We start from the raw sequence: 14,249 nt of genomic DNA on the forward strand, positions 1-14,249 counted from the left end.
AGTTATCCACAGATTTCGTGGATTCGCGGTTGCTGCTCTTTACGGCGATTGGACAGTTAGCGCACTCTCGATGCTATGAACCACCTCGACATCGACCATGCTGCCCTTCAGCAGATCCGTTCCCTCTTCGGCCACGTCTCGCCCGCCGCCACGCCTTCTTTGAAAGAGCCTCCCCGTACGGCTCGCGCGCTAGCTCTTCTCGGCGCGCGGTGGGAGGAGGTGCGAAGAGCCAGCGAAGGAGATCGACGGGCGCGCCTAGGAGAGCTGGAGCGCTTCGTGGGTGTGACCCAGAGTCTTGATTCTGAGCTTTCCTTACGACTGGAGGGAAGCGAATGAGCGCGGCGGAAGAACTACGTGCGGAGGCTGACTGGATGGTAAATTCTGCTTCTGAACTCGAACTTTATGTCACTGACTCACACCATCGTTGGGCAGGCCTAGCGCTATCCGGAGCTGCTGCCGATGCCGCACGGCACGCATTGCAGCGCGCCACCGACACGCTATTAGAACCCGCGCAACAGATGCGCCTGGCCGCGCAGATCCTGAGCCTCTATGCGCCCCTACAGGAGAGAATTGAACAGCTGCGCGCACGCGCCCTGCAGCTCGCCGCGATCCCTGCATTTGCCGAGCCCGCCAGCGTGGCGCTTGGGCAGTTAGATGCGTTGGCCGACGTCCTCGATTGGGCCTGCGCCCGCCAATTAAACGCCTTATGCACTCCGGAGATGGCCCAGCCACCGAGCCGCTTGGAGGATTTCAGCGAGCTACCCCTAGCGGAATTGCATGAGGTCCAGCTGACCATGGCTAGCGAGGAGGTTCGTTCCCTGGCCGCGGCTAACCCGGATATCACCGTGCTGGAGGCCGGACCCGGGCGGTTGGTGGCACTCGTGGACCCTGAAGGCATCGGGACCCACGCCGCCCAGGTAAGCACCTTTGTGGGTGGGGTAGGTTCTTCCGAGACAGCGAGCTGGCCCACCGCCGTGGAGCGCGCCCGCGCCATCGCGCGCGCCACCAATGGGCCCACGGTGGCGTGGATTGGTTATTCCGCCCCGGCCTCGCTGCCCCGCGCTGCACACGAGGACCCGGCGCGCCGCGGGGCTGCTGAGCTGGGCCGCTTCCAGCGCGCTTTGCGGCAGCGCTTTCCGCACGCGCAGCATATCCTCCTGGGCTACTCCTATGGCTCTGTGGTGGTGGGCAAGGCGGCGCAGCAGGACTATGTTGCGGATGACATCGTGCTCGTCGGCAGCCCGGGCGCTTCCGTGGCTAGTGCCTCGCAGCTGCACGGCCGGGTGTGGAGCGCGCGGAATACCGAGGACCCCATCGCGATTGCCACCGGACCGCGCGGCGGAATCCACGGCCCTGATCCCTCCTCCCCTGCTTTTGGCGCCGCCCCTCTGCCCGACGCGAACGGCCTGCCGGGGGATCATGGTTCCTATTGGAAAGACCTCGCATTTCTGCGGGGTCTGGGCATCATCGCGCAACGCTTTTAGAAGAGACCAGCCTGCTCCTCGGAGTAGGACACCAGCATGTTCTTCGTCTCCTGGTAGTGAGCGAGCATCATGAGGTGGTTCTCGCGGCCGATGCCGGACTCCTTGTATCCGCCGAAGGCGCTGTGCGCGGGGTACACGTGATAGTGGTTGACCCACACGCGGCCGGCCTGGATTTCGCGCCCGGCGCGGTAACAGATGTTCTGGTGGCGCGACCACACGCCGGCACCCAGGCCGAAGTTGGTGTCGTTAGCAATCTGGATGGCTTCCTCGAAGTCCTTGAACGTGGCCACGGAGAGCACCGGGCCGAAGATTTCCTCGCGGAAGATGCGCATGTCATTGGTGCCACGGAAGACGGTCGGCTCAATGTAGTAGCCGTTTTCTAGGCCCTCCACCTTGTTCACATGGCCACCGATGAGGGTCTCCGCACCTTCCTTCGGGCCGATCTCGAGGTATTCGATGATCTTGTCCATCTGCTCCTGGGAAGCCTGCGCGCCCATCATCGTTTCGGTGTCGAGCGGGTGGCCGATCTTGATCTTCTTCACGCGCTCCATGGCCAGCTCTAGGAACTTGTCCGCGATGTCCTCGTGGATGAGAGCGCGCGATGGGCAGGTGCAGACCTCACCCTGGTTGAGCGCGAACATGACGAAGCCTTCGACGCACTTCTCCAGGTAGGCATCGTCCTTGTCCATGATGTCCGCGAAGAAGATGGACGGCGACTTGCCGCCGAGCTCCAGCGTGACAGGAATGACCTTGTCTGCAGCGGCCTTGTTGATGATCTTGCCCACCGGGGTGGAGCCAGTGAAGGCAATCTTGGCAATGCGATCCGAGGTAGACAAAGCCACGCCCGCTTCCTCACCGACACCGTTGACGATGTTGAGGACCCCCTTCGGCAGGAGGTCCTCAATAATTTCAATGAGCAGCAGGATGGAGGCCGGGGTTTGCTCAGCCGGCTTCATCACAATGGTGTTGCCTGCGGCCAGCGCCGGAGCAATCTTCCACGCCGCCATGAGCAGCGGGAAGTTCCACGGGATGATCTGCCCCACCACACCCAGCGGCTCGTGGAAGTGGTATGCCACGGTGTCCTGGTCAATCTGGGACAGGCGGCCCTCCTGAGCACGAATCGCGCCGGCGAAGTAGCGGAAGTGATCGACTGCCAGCGGGATATCAGCAGCGAGGGTCTCACGCACGGCCTTGCCGTTCTCCCAGGTTTCCGCGACGGCGATCTTTTCCAGGTTCTCCTCGATGCGGTCCGCAATGCGGTGCAACAGGAGCGCACGCTCGGCCGGGGTGCTCTTACCGAAGGTTTCGAAGGCCTTCTCTGCGGCGTCGATGGCCAGATTAATGTCTGCTGCCTTGCCGCGTGCGACCTGGCAGAAAACCTCTCCGGTAACCGGGGTGATGTTGTCCATGTACTCACCATCAACCGGTGGTACCCACTCGCCGCCGATGTAGTTGTCATAGCGCTCACGGAAGTTCACGATGGCATCAGGGGTTCCGGGGTTCGCATAGAAAGTCATGGTCATCGCACCTTTCTTGTTGTCTTATAGGTCTCCGTCGGGCCTTCACCTAAGGTGTCTCAGACACATTCACCTCGGAATGTGACAAGCCGCACAACGTTGAGTGCGAGTGTAGCGTTAAGTTTTGCAAAACTCACGTTTTCGAAAGCTATCCTCCCCTGGACAGTTACTACCCAAACTGCCCTCGTTGCCAAAGTTTCACGGTCCAGAGCAATTTTGAACAAGAACTTTGGCAACAAGGGCACGTGCTAAGCAAAGGGCACAGAGATTCCGGCTGAGCAGGCTGTAGATGGGCATAAAACAGAAGAACCCCCTCCGCGAAGGAGGGGGAAACTTCTAGCTGTCGCGGCGTCGATTACGACGCGGCGTCCACATCACCACGGAGGTCGAACGCGGCACATGGACCAGCTCACCGCGCGATGGGCGGGCCTGGCTGCGCAGGCGCTCAACTTCTGCCTGCAGTTCATCGCGCTCGGCGGCGAGGCGGTCACGCTCCGCAGTCAGCTCGATGATGGATTTAATACCGGCCAGATTCACGCCATCGTCCTGCGAGAGCGCCTGAATCTTCCGCAAGAGCTCAATGTCGCTTTCGGAATAACGGCGCCCGCCCCCGGAGGTGCGGGCTGGGGAAACCAGCCCCATCCGGTCATACGTGCGCAGGGTTTGAGCATGCATGCCGGACAGTTCTGCAGCCACGGAGATGACATACATCGCCTTGGGCTGCGCCGCATCACTTCGGCTTGTTCTGTCCTTGCTCATCTCACACCTCCTTTAGCGCGCTACCGTATTACCGGCCCAACCGGCACGCGGATCGAAGCCGGATTCCTTCTCCGCTTGCGCGTAGCTGCGCAGCGCCGAGGAGGCCGCCGCATCCAACGTGGAGGGCACGGTGACCTGCACGGTCACCATGAGGTCACCGGCCTTGCCCCCGCGCTTGGCCACGCCGCGGCCCTTCACGCGCAACGTGCGGCCATCGGGTGTGCCCGCCGGCACCTTCACGCGCACGGGCGAATCGAGGGTCGGCACCGTAATGGTGTCTCCCAAGGCCAGCTCCGCAAAGGACACCGGGACGGTGACGTGCAGATCATCGCCTTCCCTGGTGAATACCTTGTCAGGCTTTACCGTGACCGCCACAAAGAGGTCACCGGAAGGCGTGCCATTCGGACCAGCTTCACCCTGACCAGCGAGGCGCACCTTCTGGCCATCAATCACTCCAGCAGGGATACGCACCGTGATGGAGCGGGTGCGATGCACCGTTCCGGAACCAGAGCAATCCGGGCAGGGATCCTCAGCGCGCTGACCAGTGCCATCGCAGTCAGCGCACGGCGCCGAGAAGCCGAAGGTACCGCGCTGCTCAGAGGTAAAACCGGTGCCGTCGCACGTCGAGCACGTCGTCAGCTTTCCGCTCTTCGAGCCGGAACCGTGGCAGGTGGTGCAGGGAGCTTCGCCACTGAGCTGCAAGGGAATGGTGGTTCCCTTCGCTGCCTCGCGGAAGTCGAGGGTTATTTGCGTTTCGACGTCGGCCCCCCGCGACGGCCGAGCTGTGTGGCCAGCACCACCGCTGCGGTTGAAAACGCTACCGAAGATATCCCCAAGACCGCCGCCTTGAGACGCTCCTCGAGCGGATCCTCCGAAGATGTCGGAGAGGTCGAATTCTTGCGCACCCGGTCCACCCATGTGCGTGGATCGAAACCCGCCGGGAAACCCGGCGCCTCCTCTCCGTCCAAAGCCACCGCCGCGCATCATGGCCTTGAACTCGTCATAGTCCTTGCGGGTAGCCTTATCAGAGAGCACATCATAGGCCTCCGCCACCTGCTTGAATTTTTCCGCCGCCGCGGGGTTATCCGGGTTGGCGTCGGGGTGGTTCTGGCGGGCCAGCTTGCGATAAGCCTGCTTAATCTCTTCGGCGGTTGCGGACGAGGAGACCCCCAGATCCGCGTAATAATCCTTGTCTGCCCATTCTGGCTTAGCGTTCACTGGGCATCTCCTCCTTTCAGGAGAGTCGATAAACGGTTAGGTTTTAAGATTTTTTGCTAAGTAAAAATGCTAATTAAGTAGTGAAAAGAAGAGTGGCGCCAAGGAACACTGAGCCCTGACGCCACCTGCGATACCTATTCTGCGCTATCCGAGCTATCCGGACTATCAGCGGTATCGGCTGACTCGGCAGGGTCGGCGATAATCACCATGGCGGTGCGCACGACGCGCTCGCCCACCGTGTAGCCACGGCGCAAGACCGTACCGATGACCTGCTCGTCACCAGTCGAGAGGTCCTGGACTGCTTCGTGCACCTCGGGGTCGAAGGCATCGCCCTCGGCGCCGAAGGGGGTCAGCTGGTTATTAGTCAGCACGCCCGTGAGCTTGTCCGCAATGGCCTTGAGCGGCCCCTCGTTGAGGTCACCGTGTTGGCGTGCGAGCTCCAGGTCATCAAGGATAGGCAGGAAATCTGCCAGGACCTTGGCCTTGGTGGTCTCGATCACGGCCTGACGGTCACGCTCAGTGCGACGGCGGTAGTTGGTGTACTCCGCGTTGAGACGCTGCAGATCCTCGGTGCGCTCAGCCAGCTGAGCCTCCAGGGAGTTCTCAGCGCTGGCGTCCTCATCAGCGATGTCGTGAGCGGCATCCTCAACCGCAGCCTCTGCCTCAGCGGTGCCCGCGGTGGCAGCATCAGCCTGTGCCTCAGCAGCCTCATCCACGGCGCCGTCGGCCGAAGCAGCCTCTGCGGCGGCAGCCTCCGCAGCCTCAGCGGAGGTTGCCTCGGGGTCGGTGTTGGCCGGGTTGCCCGGGTCCTGAGGGGAGGTCATGGTTTACTTCTCCTTGTTCTCGTCGTCCTCGTCGACAACCTCGGCGTCGACGACGTTGGGGTCACCAGCGGTCTCGCCCGCAGCGGCACCCTCGGCGCCTGCCTCAGCAGCCTGGGCCTCGTACAGGGCCTTGCCCAGCTCCTGGGACTCGGTGCCAAGCTTCTCGACGGCCGACTTAATCGCCTCAATGTCATCGCCCTTCAGCGCCTCATCGACGGCATCGGCGGCCTCAGTCACTCGGGTCTTGAGGTCCTCCGGCAGCTTGTCGGAGTTCTCGTCCATGAACTTGCGGGTCTGGTAGGAGGTGGATTCCGCCTGGTTGCGGGTCTCCTGCTCCTCGCGGCGCTTCTTGTCCTCTTCGGCGTGTGCCTCGGCGTCCTTGACCATGCGGTCGATCTCCTCCTGGGAGAGGCCGGAACCATCCTGAATCTTGATGGTGTTCTCCTTGCCGGTGGCCTTGTCCTTAGCGGAGACGGAGACGATGCCGTTCGCGTCGATGTCGAAGGTGACCTCAATCTGCGGTACACCGCGCGGTGCCGGAGCAATGCCACCGAGCTCGAAGGAACCGAGCAGCTTGTTGGCGGAAGCCATCTCGCGCTCGCCCTGGTAGACCTGAATCTGCACGGAAGGCTGGTTGTCATCAGCCGTGGTGAAGGTCTCCGACTTCTTGGTCGGGATGGTGGTGTTGCGCTCGATGAGCTTGGTCATCACGCCACCCTTGGTCTCGATGCCGAGGGAGAGCGGGGTGACGTCGAGAAGCAGCACGTCCTTGACCTCACCGCGCAGCACACCTGCCTGCAGAGCAGCGCCGACTGCCACGACCTCATCCGGGTTAACGCCCTTGTTCGGGTCCTTGCCGGTCATTTCCTTGACCAGGTCGGACACGGCCGGCATACGGGTGGAACCACCGACGAGCACCACGTGGTCAACCTCGGACAGGGACAGGCCAGCATCCTTGATGACCTGGTTGAACGGGGTCTTGGTGCGGTCCAGCAGGTCCTGGGTGATCTTCTGGAACTCGGTGCGAGACAGGGTCTCATCCAGGAAGAGCGGGTTCTTCTCAGAGTCCACCGTGATGTACGGCAGGTTGATGTTGGCGGACTGGGAGGAGGACAGCTCAATCTTGGCCTTCTCAGCAGCCTCACGCAGACGCTGGACAGCGCGCTTATCCTTGGTCAGGTCAACGCCCTGGGAAGCCTTGAACTTATCTACGAGCCAGTCGACGATGCGCTGATCCCAGTCATCGCCACCCAACGCGTTATCACCAGCGGTAGCCATAACCTCGACCACGCCGTCACCGATCTCCAGCAGGGAGACGTCGAAGGTACCACCACCCAGGTCGAAGACCAGGATGGTCTGCTCCTGCTCACCCTTCTCCAGGCCGTAGGCCAGTGCAGCGGCAGTCGGCTCGTTCACGATACGCAGGACGTTGAGGCCTGCAATCTGGCCGGCCTCCTTGGTGGCCTGACGCTGGGAGTCCTCGAAGTAAGCCGGGACGGTAATAACAGCGTCGGTAACGTCCTCACCCAGGTAAGCCTCGGCGTCGCGCTTCAGCTTCATGAGCGTGCGGGCCGAAATCTCCTGCGGGGTGTACTTCTTGTCATCGATATCGATGGTCCAGTCGGTGCCGATGTGGCGCTTGACGGAGCGGATGGTGCGGTCAACGTTGGTGACCGCCTGGTTCTTCGCGGACTGGCCGACGAGGATTTCGCCGTTCTTAGCGAAAGCCACGACGGACGGGGTGGTGCGAGAGCCCTCGGAGTTAGCGATAACGGTGGCTTCGCCACCTTCCAGTACGGATACGACCGAGTTGGTGGTACCAAGGTCAATTCCTACTGCGCGTCCCATGATCTTTTCTCCTTGCTTGGTTGGGTTTGTTCTTAAGTTGATAATGCGCGACTCAACTTCTGCCGCGTCCAGTCAGCGACTCTAACAGAAGCAACACTCAAAGTCATCCAAACCTGAGCGTTGGTCACTCAACCTACACAACGGAACCAATGGCAAAGTTGTTCCCATCTGACTCAACTTTCTTTTTCGCCCCTCCATTTCCCCAGCTCAACAGCACCCCACCAACCGGAAATGTCATGCAACTCACAGCTCTCAGGAAACGGGGCTAGCCAAACGTGACATAGCCGCCCCCGTTCTGGAATGAGTGATAAGGATTTCATATACTGTCCGCACATTCGACGCGACACATCCTTCAGACCCTCACCGTCGCGCTTGAAGTACCCAGTGAAAAAAGGGACACGGATTCGATGATTTCTCCTGTGCTGCGCACCCGTCGTGCTGGTGACCGCCCGCCGGTCCACCCGGCTTAGCCACCTGTCCTATCCACCACCAACACAGAAGGAATCCCCATGACAAACGCTCACACCCCCGTGCCCGAATCCACCGACATCGACGCCGCGCTGATCGACGCCGCCGCGGCCCAAGCCCACTCCTGGCTCGCCTCTACCGCCGACGAGCAGGACCCGGCCACAGAACAACTCGCAGACTTATTGCGCAACCCGGACGGAGTAGCCTTCACCATGGACTTCGTCGACCGCGTCATGCGCCCCGAAGATGACAAGGTAGCCGCCCACGCACTGAAGTCCGTCACCACCACCTATGACGCCTCCTTCCTCGGCCTCATCAACGGTTCCCTCGTAGGCCTGGGTGGGTTCTTCGGGCCCATCCTGCCCAACCTGGTCATGCCGCTGGCACGCATGCGCATGCGCCAGATGGTGGGCCACCTGGTCCTCGACGCCGAGAGCGATGCCCTGAACAAGACCCTGGACAAGGCTGCCGAGTCCGGCGAGCAGCTCAACCTCAACCTCCTCGGTGAGGCGGTGCTGGGCGACGACGAAGCGCGCTCCCGCGCCGAGCGCACCCTCAAGCTCATCAAGAACCCGCGCGTGACCTACGTCTCCGTTAAGGCCTCCTCCATGGTGGCCCAGCTCAACCCGTGGGATATCGAGGGCTCCCTGGTCCGCCTCAAGGAGCGCCTGCGCCCGCTCTATGAGGCCGCCGCGCGCCGCCCCGATAAGGTCTTCATCAACCTCGACATGGAGGAATACCACGACCTCCACCTCACGGTGCGCCTGTTCACCGAGCTTCTCAGCGAGCCGGAGTTCACCAACCTCGAGGCTGGCATCGTCCTGCAGGCCTACCTGCCGGATACCTTCGACGCCTTGGCGCACCTCGCCGAATTCGCCAAACAGCGCGTGGCCGAGGGCGGCTCCCACATCAAGATTCGCATCGTCAAAGGCGCGAACCTGTCCATGGAGCACGTCCAGGGTGAAATCCACGGCTGGCCGGCAGCGCCCTATGCCACCAAGGATGAGGTGGACGCCAACTACTACCGCCTGCTCGATTACATCCTGCGCCCCGAGTTCGCCGACTGCGTGCGCATCGGCGTGGCCACACACAACCTCTACACCGCGGCCTTTGCCTACAAGCTAGGCACCAAGCGCGGCGTCATGCGCATGATGGATTCCGAGATGCTCCAGGGCATGTCCCCGGCCCAGCAGACCGCGGTACGCAAGGCCTTCGAGGGCCGCCAAATCCTCTACACCCCGGTGGTGCACATGGAGGACTTCGATGTCGCGGTCTCCTACCTGGTGCGCCGTTTGGAGGAGAACTCTGCGCCGCAAAACTTCCTCTACGCTCTCTTCGCCCCGGAGGAGCAGGCGCTGAAGGACCAAGAGGAGGTCTTCCGCGAGGCCGTCGAGCAGCGCTGGGATACCTTCGCCGGCCCGCGCCGCACCCAGAACCGCTTGGAGGAGGCCGAGCAGGCAGCCGGCCGCCAGGCACCGCGCACCGGGCGCTTCGCCAACGAGCCGGACACCGACCCAGCTCTGGAAGCCAACCGCGAGTGGGCGCTTAAGGCTCTGGCCACCGACCCGGGTGAGCACGGGGTGGAGGAAGTGACGGAGACTGGGGTCGTCGACAAGCACGTGGCCCGCGCCGCCGAGCTCGGCGCCGAGTGGGGTGCCCGCGCTGCCGAGGACCGCGCCCGCGCGCTCGAGGCCGTGGCCGATGAGCTGGCCAACCGCCGCGGCGAGTTCATTTCCGTCGCCGCCTACGAGGCCAACAAGACCGTCACGCAGACAGACCCGGAAATCTCCGAGGCCATCGACTTCTGCACCTACTACGCGCAGTCCGCGCGCCTGCTGGAGCGCTACTCCGCCGAGTTCACGCCCTACCGCGTGACCGTGGTGACCCCGCCGTGGAACTTCCCGGTGGCCATCCCCACCGGCGGCATTGCGGCGGCTCTTGCTGCGGGTTCCGCCGTCATCATCAAGCCCGCGCCGCAGGTCGTGCACTGCGCGAAGCTCGTCGTGGAGGCTTTCCGCGCCGGCTTGGAGGCACAGGGCCTCGACCCGGATCTGGTCCAGCTCGTCTTCACCGACGAGGGTGACGCCGGCCGCGCGCTGGTCTCGCACGCCGATGTCGACGCCGTCATCCTCACGGGTGCTTCCGATACCGGCAAGCTCTTCCGCTCCTGGAAGCCGGAGCTCAACATCATGGCGGAGACCTCCGGCAAGAACGCGCTCATCATCACCCCGTCCGCGGACCCGGACCTGGCCATCCAGGACCTCTACCTCTCCGCCTTCGGCCACTCTGGACAGAAGTGCTCGGCGTCCTCCCTGGTTATCTTCGTCGGTGCGGCCGGCGAGTCGCAGCGCCTGCGCTCCCAGCTTGTCGACGCCGTCAAGACCCTCATCCCTGGCCCCGGCTACGAAATCACCACAACGATGAACGGTCTCGCCGAAGCCCCCAGCGAGAAGCTGCTGCGCGGCCTGACCCAGCTGGAGCCGGGTGAAAAGTGGCTGGTGAAGCCGGAGAAGCTCAACGAGGAAGGCACCCTGTGGTCGCCGGGTATCCGCGATAACGTGCGCCCCGGTTCCTGGTTCCACGTCAACGAGTGCTTCGGCCCAGTGCTCGGCATCATGCATGCGGAGACCCTGGAGGAGGCCATCGAGTGGCAGAACTCCACCGGTTATGGCCTGACCGGCGGCATCCACACGCTGGATAATGAGGAGATTGACTACTGGCTCGAGCGCGTCGAAGTGGGCAACGCCTACGTCAACCGCGGCATTACCGGCGCGATTGTGCAGCGGCAGTCCTTCGGTGGCTGGAAGCAGTCCGTCATGGGCCCGGGCGCCAAGGCCGGTGGCCCGAACTACGTGGCCCAGTTCGGCACCTGGTCCGAGGGGCCGCTGCGCCCCTTCGACGTGGATATCTCCCAGCCGGTGGCGGCCCAGCTGCGTGCCTTCGGCGAGCTGGGCTTCTCGGAGGAGGATACCGCTTGGCTGTGGCGCGCAGCAGAGCTCGACGAGTTGGCTTGGCAGCAGGAGTTCGGCCGCCAGCACGACCGCGCAGGTCTGGTCAGCGAGGCCAACGTCTTCCGCTACCGCCCAGTGCTCACGCCGCTGCAGGTACGCATTGGTTCCGATGCCGAGCTTCGCGACGTCTCCCGTCTCGCCCTCGCCGCCACCCGCACCGACTCCCCGGTGCGCTTCAGTGCCGCCCCGGAAAAGGCCGCGGAGCTGCGTGGTCTGGGCTTTAAGGTTGACAGCGTGTCGGCGGATGCCTTCGCCCGGGAGGTCGCTCGTCTAGAGTCCGGCCGCGTGCGTGCAGTGGGCTCTGTCGAGCCGGGCGTCTTTGAGGCGGCGGTGGAATCCAACTCCGTGGTCTTGGATCAGCCAGTGCTGGCTGATGGCCGCCGCGAGCTTCTGCCCTTCCTCCTCGAGCAGGCAGTCTCGGTAACGATGCACCGCTTCGGCATCATCCGCCAGGTAAGCAGCATCCGCGCATAGTTCGTTTTCTGCGCTCATATGAGAAGATGGAGCGCATGACAAACAACAATGATGACGGTGCCCGCTCGGGCACGTCCTCCACGGCCTCTGATGCGGCGGCTTCTGCCGCCGCGGAGCCCATTAATGAAGAAGCTACCCTCCCGGTGTCGAAGACCGATGACAAGTCTCGCGTCCTCGGGCGCGATGCCATCTCCTTGGCCAAGGTGTGCTTGATCTTCATCATCGTGGTGGCGGGCGTCGGCCTGGCCGGCTACCTGCTGAAGTTCATCTGGGTGGGCCTGCTGCCGGTCATCCTGGCCATTTTGGTGTGCACGGTGCTCTTCCCCGTGACCAACTGGTTGCGCGCGCACAAATTCCCCCGCGCGCTGGCCTCCATCACCACGCTGCTGGGCTTTTTGGCCATCATCGGCGGCGTCTTCGCGGGGATGGCCCCGGTCGTCTCCTCTCAGGGCGCGTCCTTGGTCAATCAGGCTGAAGGCGGCTTGAACAAGCTCGTCGATATGGCCAAGGACCTACCTTTCGATATTGATGCCGCGAAAGTCCAGGAAGTACTTGATGACGCCATGACCTTCATCAAGGGCCAAGCTTCCAACATCGCCACCGGGGTGATTTCCGGTGTATCGATGGCCAGCTCCATCGCCATGGCGCTCGCCATCATGCTCTTCGTAGCCTTCTTCATCCTCAAGGACGGCGATAAATTCCTGCCGTGGCTGCGCACCTACACCGGCTACTCCGCCGGCTGGCACGCCACCGAGCTGCTGACTCGCGTGTGGAACACGTTATCTGGCTTCATTCAGGCGCAAGCAGCCGTCGCGGCCGTCGACGGCATCCTCATCGGCCTCGGCCTCTGGGTTCTCCAGGTACCGCTGGCCCTTGTCATCGGCGTAGTTACGTTCTTCGCCAGCTTCATCCCGGTCATTGGCGCTGTCACTGCGGGCGCTTTGGCCGTCATCATCGCGCTGGTCTCCGATGGGCTGACGAAGGCCTTGCTCGCCTTGGCTCTCATCATCATCGTCCAGCAGGTGGAGGGCAACGTCCTCCAGCCGATGCTGCAATCCAAGGCCATGGGCCTGCACGCGGCGATGGTGCTGCTCTCCGTCACGGTCGGCTCCGCCTTGGCCGGCATCATCGGCGCCTTCCTGGCTGTGCCGGTGGCTGCCACCATTGCCGTGGTCTTCCGCTACCACCAGGAGATGGCCAGCCTGCGTGCCGGCGAAATCGAAGCTAAAAACATTAAGATTTCCACGGCGGAGGGCCATGAGGACGTCATGGAGCTCTACGAGAACCTAGAGGCCAGCGGCGCCCGCTAGCCACACAACCGGTGCATGGCTCTAGCCCTGGCCGTGCAACTGCCCTAGTTGCCAAACTTCTCCCCCACCACCCACGGCGGGAGCGATGGTTTTGGCAACTAGGGCACTTTCCGTATGGAGGGCCTAGTCCGCGGACACCGTGCCGAAGGCGGCGGCCAGTTCCTCCGCCGCGCGGTCGAGCACCGAGGCCCACGAGCCATAGGATTCCTCATTAGCGGTGTCCGAAACCTGCTTGAGCAGCGTGCACGGCACGCCGAACTTTCGACAGACCGCGGCGATGGCGTAGCCCTCCATGTCACACAGCTCGGAATCCTGGGCCAGACGCGTGCGGGTGGGGGTATCTGAAATAAAAGAGTCGCCCGTCGCAAGGGCCGCGGTGGGAAGCTTTCCGGAGGTTTCAAGCTCGATCACCTCGGGAAGGAGATAGCGGGAAACATCGCTGAGCACCTCGAGGTGGAAGTCATGCTTGCGCACGTGGGAGACCTCGAAGACGCCTGAAAGATCGTCGCGAAGCGCGCCCGCAGTACCGATGTTGATAACCCGCTCCGGCAGTTGCTGTGCCGAGGCCAGCACCGTGGTCAGCTCGATGGCGGCGGGAACCGTACCAATACCGGTGATGAGCAGCGGCGCTCCTTCGGGAACGTGTGTGGCTTCAGCATCCACGGCGGCGACGAACAGTGTACGACCAGACAGATTCTCCATGCCTGCGAGACTACCCGCTGTCTCGAGGAATGCTCTCCACAACTCTGTTCTGAGCGGAGCGGCCGCTTGTAGGGTTCGGAACCACACCGAGACCTCAGAAAGGAGAACACCATGTTCACACCACGAGTTTTCGCCGGAGCGGCACTCCTGTGCATGCCGCTCATCGCCTGCGCCATCCCTGAAGAAGCCCAGGCCAGCCCCGTAGTCTGCGAGGCCGGCAACCCCCAGGCGGCTTTCGATGACAACGTTGCCCACGTTCCTCAATGGCATGGCCACGAGTGGGCGCTGGTTGATTCTTCCCACTTCGATCCTTGCGCGGCCTTAAGCTGGCAGACCATCTCTATCAAGGGAGCCACGGCCTCCTCGCCGCACCACATCATGCTCTTCCGCTATGGCGAGTACCTCGGCACCGCCACTGCTGAGCCTTATGGTTTCTTCCCCGACGTCGAGCAGGTCAATCACAACGAGATTTCCGTGACCTACCACTGGCCACAAGATGGCGACGCCAATGCCGCACCGACGGGTACGTCAAAGGCCAACTTCCGCTGGGATGAAGCCCAGAACAAAGTCATCATGAGCGGCGACGTTCCGCCTAGCTAAGATAAACCGTGCGTCTCAAGATGAGGCGCACATT

At 62.7% G+C, this 14,249-nt stretch carries 11 protein-coding genes; 5 read left to right on the forward strand and 6 right to left on the reverse strand.

The genetic code is table 11. The features are described 5' to 3' along the window. Window positions 1-75: 75 nt before the first annotated feature. Window positions 76-336 (forward strand): hypothetical protein, encoded by a 261-nt coding sequence (locus HMPREF3147_RS12150; protein WP_070448072.1) that lies wholly within the window; start codon window positions 76-78, stop codon window positions 334-336. Then, window positions 333-1,484, forward strand: coding sequence for an alpha/beta hydrolase (locus HMPREF3147_RS12155; RefSeq protein ID WP_070448074.1), 1,152 nt, complete (start codon window positions 333-335; stop codon window positions 1,482-1,484). Before HMPREF3147_RS12150 ends, HMPREF3147_RS12155 begins: the two co-directional genes overlap by 4 nt. Here HMPREF3147_RS12155 and HMPREF3147_RS12160 read toward each other — a convergent pair. The 5 genes from HMPREF3147_RS12160 to dnaK all read right to left on the reverse strand — a co-directional run bounded on the left by HMPREF3147_RS12160 (window position 1,481) and on the right by dnaK (window position 7,650). After that, a complete protein-coding gene (locus tag HMPREF3147_RS12160; RefSeq protein ID WP_070448141.1) occupies window positions 1,481-3,001 on the reverse strand; it encodes an acetaldehyde dehydrogenase ExaC in 1,521 nt (506 codons plus the stop codon). The two genes, HMPREF3147_RS12155 and HMPREF3147_RS12160, sit on opposite strands and share 4 nt — an antisense overlap. 336 nt (window positions 3,002-3,337) lie before the next feature. Beyond that, on the reverse strand, window positions 3,338-3,760 hold the full coding sequence (locus HMPREF3147_RS12165; protein WP_070448076.1) for a heat shock protein transcriptional repressor HspR: 423 nt from the start codon (window positions 3,758-3,760) through the stop codon (window positions 3,338-3,340). A gap of 12 nt (window positions 3,761-3,772) precedes the next feature. After that, on the reverse strand, window positions 3,773-4,978 hold the full coding sequence (gene dnaJ, locus HMPREF3147_RS12170; protein ID WP_070448078.1) for a molecular chaperone DnaJ: 1,206 nt from the start codon (window positions 4,976-4,978) through the stop codon (window positions 3,773-3,775). Window positions 4,979-5,112: 134 nt separating this feature from the next. Further along, window positions 5,113-5,802, reverse strand: a complete 690-nt coding sequence (gene grpE / locus HMPREF3147_RS12175; protein WP_070448080.1) for a nucleotide exchange factor GrpE — start codon at window positions 5,800-5,802, stop codon at window positions 5,113-5,115. A gap of 3 nt (window positions 5,803-5,805) precedes the next feature. Next, window positions 5,806-7,650 carry a molecular chaperone DnaK gene (dnaK, locus tag HMPREF3147_RS12180; protein ID WP_070448082.1) on the reverse strand — a complete coding sequence of 615 codons (1,845 nt, stop codon included), beginning with the start codon at window positions 7,648-7,650 and terminating at the stop codon, window positions 5,806-5,808. Between the two features lie 509 nt (window positions 7,651-8,159). On the opposite strand from dnaK, the gene HMPREF3147_RS12185 reads away from it, so the two are divergent. Next, window positions 8,160-11,603, forward strand: coding sequence for a bifunctional proline dehydrogenase/L-glutamate gamma-semialdehyde dehydrogenase (locus HMPREF3147_RS12185; RefSeq protein WP_070448084.1), 3,444 nt, complete (start codon window positions 8,160-8,162; stop codon window positions 11,601-11,603). Between the two features lie 35 nt (window positions 11,604-11,638). Next, on the forward strand, window positions 11,639-12,913 hold the full coding sequence (locus HMPREF3147_RS12190; RefSeq protein ID WP_210384605.1) for an AI-2E family transporter: 1,275 nt from the start codon (window positions 11,639-11,641) through the stop codon (window positions 12,911-12,913). 123 nt (window positions 12,914-13,036) lie between these two features. Here HMPREF3147_RS12190 and HMPREF3147_RS12195 read toward each other — a convergent pair whose 3' ends face one another. After that, complete coding sequence (locus HMPREF3147_RS12195) at window positions 13,037-13,615, reverse strand: nucleosidase (RefSeq protein WP_070448086.1); 579 nt, start codon at window positions 13,613-13,615, stop codon at window positions 13,037-13,039. Window positions 13,616-13,726: 111 nt separating this feature from the next. On the opposite strand from HMPREF3147_RS12195, the gene HMPREF3147_RS12200 reads away from it, so the two are divergent. Beyond that, window positions 13,727-14,215 carry an LppP/LprE family lipoprotein gene (locus HMPREF3147_RS12200; protein ID WP_070448088.1) on the forward strand — a complete coding sequence of 163 codons (489 nt, stop codon included), beginning with the start codon at window positions 13,727-13,729 and terminating at the stop codon, window positions 14,213-14,215. The last annotated feature ends 34 nt before the right edge of the window (window positions 14,216-14,249 follow it).

Origin of the sequence: Corynebacterium sp. HMSC05D03 (genome assembly GCF_001807205.1) — a bacterium.
GTDB classification, from domain to species: Bacteria; Actinomycetota; Actinomycetes; order Mycobacteriales; family Mycobacteriaceae; genus Corynebacterium; species Corynebacterium aurimucosum.

What these genes read in the sequence shown, in the direction of transcription:
- HMPREF3147_RS12150 (WP_070448072.1), top strand. Translation starts at nt 76, where the DNA reads ATGAACCACCTCGACATCGACCATGCTGCCCTTCAGCAGATCCGTTCC.
- HMPREF3147_RS12155 (WP_070448074.1), top strand. Translation starts at nt 333, where the DNA reads ATGAGCGCGGCGGAAGAACTACGTGCGGAGGCTGACTGGATGGTAAAT.
- HMPREF3147_RS12160 (WP_070448141.1), bottom strand. Translation starts at nt 3,001, where the DNA reads ATGACTTTCTATGCGAACCCCGGAACCCCTGATGCCATCGTGAACTTC.
- HMPREF3147_RS12165 (WP_070448076.1), bottom strand. Translation starts at nt 3,760, where the DNA reads ATGAGCAAGGACAGAACAAGCCGAAGTGATGCGGCGCAGCCCAAGGCG.
- grpE (WP_070448080.1), bottom strand. Translation starts at nt 5,802, where the DNA reads ATGACCTCCCCTCAGGACCCGGGCAACCCGGCCAACACCGACCCCGAG.
- dnaK (WP_070448082.1), bottom strand. Translation starts at nt 7,650, where the DNA reads ATGGGACGCGCAGTAGGAATTGACCTTGGTACCACCAACTCGGTCGTA.
- HMPREF3147_RS12185 (WP_070448084.1), top strand. Translation starts at nt 8,160, where the DNA reads ATGACAAACGCTCACACCCCCGTGCCCGAATCCACCGACATCGACGCC.
- HMPREF3147_RS12190 (WP_210384605.1), top strand. Translation starts at nt 11,639, where the DNA reads ATGACAAACAACAATGATGACGGTGCCCGCTCGGGCACGTCCTCCACG.
- HMPREF3147_RS12195 (WP_070448086.1), bottom strand. Translation starts at nt 13,615, where the DNA reads ATGGAGAATCTGTCTGGTCGTACACTGTTCGTCGCCGCCGTGGATGCT.
- HMPREF3147_RS12200 (WP_070448088.1), top strand. Translation starts at nt 13,727, where the DNA reads ATGTTCACACCACGAGTTTTCGCCGGAGCGGCACTCCTGTGCATGCCG.